Origin of the sequence: Nocardia farcinica (genome assembly GCF_029867845.1) — a bacterium.
Taxonomy (GTDB): Bacteria; Actinomycetota; Actinomycetes; order Mycobacteriales; family Mycobacteriaceae; genus Nocardia; species Nocardia farcinica_A.
The window spans coordinates 1-1071 of the sequence record NZ_JARWRU010001309.1 but is presented as its reverse complement, the minus strand read 5'-3'; the positions used below and the strand labels follow the sequence as shown (position 1 = coordinate 1071).

The following is a 1071-nucleotide window of genomic DNA, read 5'->3' as shown; positions in this document are numbered from 1 at the left end:
TAAACCGGCGTGGTGCCCGCGGTGACCAGAACGCGGCCGGCAACCATGGATTGGGATCCCCGGCCCGGGGTGCCGGCGACCCCCCCCCCGCACCCGGGGGGGGCTCTCGCTTTTCGTGTGTGTGATTCCCGCGTGCGCGGGTTCGCGGGGCGGGTCAGCTCTTGCGGCGGGGGGTGATCACCAGCAGCAGGCCGACGACGATCGCGCCTACGACGAGCACCCAGCCCAGCGACACCGCGCCGCCGAAGCCGGCCGCGCCGCCGGCCAGGCCCCAGATGCTGATGATCAGGGCCACGATGCCGGTGATCAGCAGCGAGGCCGAGATCCGGCCGTCGCGGGCGCTGTCGGTCTTGTCGGGCTCACTCACGATGCACCTCCACATTGCCCATATGGACGTCGATGATCAGGTCGAGGACCGGCGCGCCGGGGGTGCCCGGCCCGGACAGCCCGGAGGGGCAGCGGGCCTCGCCGAGGTTGACGTTGCAGTCCGCGCGCAGGGTCATGTCGGCGGGCACCAGCACCCGCACCTCGCCCATCCGCACCGACAGGTCGACGGTGTGATCCTCGGTGAGCCGCACATTGCGCAGGTCGAGGGTGGCATCGCCCATGGTGAGCTCGTAGTGCGAGTCCAGTTCGGCGGCCGAGGCGGGGACCCATTCACGGTTGCCCACACTGGCCCGGTCGAACTCGATCGGGCCGAGCATCGAGGCGATCAGCACGAATCCCGCCAACGGCGCGGTGACCACGAGCAAGCCGTGTCCTCGGCGCAGGAACGCGCCGAGCACGAGGCCGAGGCCGATCACGGCCAACGCGACGGCGGCGATGCGGCCGGGGGTCATCCAGTCCGCACCGGCGGCGGCCAGCGCGCCCGCGCCCGCGGCGGCCAGGATGGCCAGGCCGAGCACCACCGGGGTGAACCGGGACGGCGGGCGCTTCGGGGTCACGGTGGCGACCGGCCGCGGCGGCGTCGGGTCGGGCAGGTCCCAGGCCAGCGGGGCGACGCCGAGCGGGTCCCAGGCGGGCGGGACCTGGCGGCCCGGGCCGGGCAGGCCGGTGGGCAGACGATCGCGG

Annotated in this window: 2 protein-coding genes; both read right to left on the bottom strand. The window is 74.0% G+C overall.

What is annotated here, in order from left to right; genetic code table 11:
- Window positions 1-154: 154 nt before the first annotated feature.
- Entirely contained in the window at window positions 155-367 is a 213-nt protein-coding gene (locus tag QH283_RS29350; RefSeq protein ID WP_280506164.1) for a hypothetical protein, read from the bottom strand.
- On the bottom strand, window positions 360-1071 hold a 712-nt coding region (locus tag QH283_RS29345; RefSeq protein ID WP_280506163.1), incomplete at its 5' end, for a LiaF domain-containing protein. The genes QH283_RS29350 and QH283_RS29345, both read right to left, overlap by 8 nt.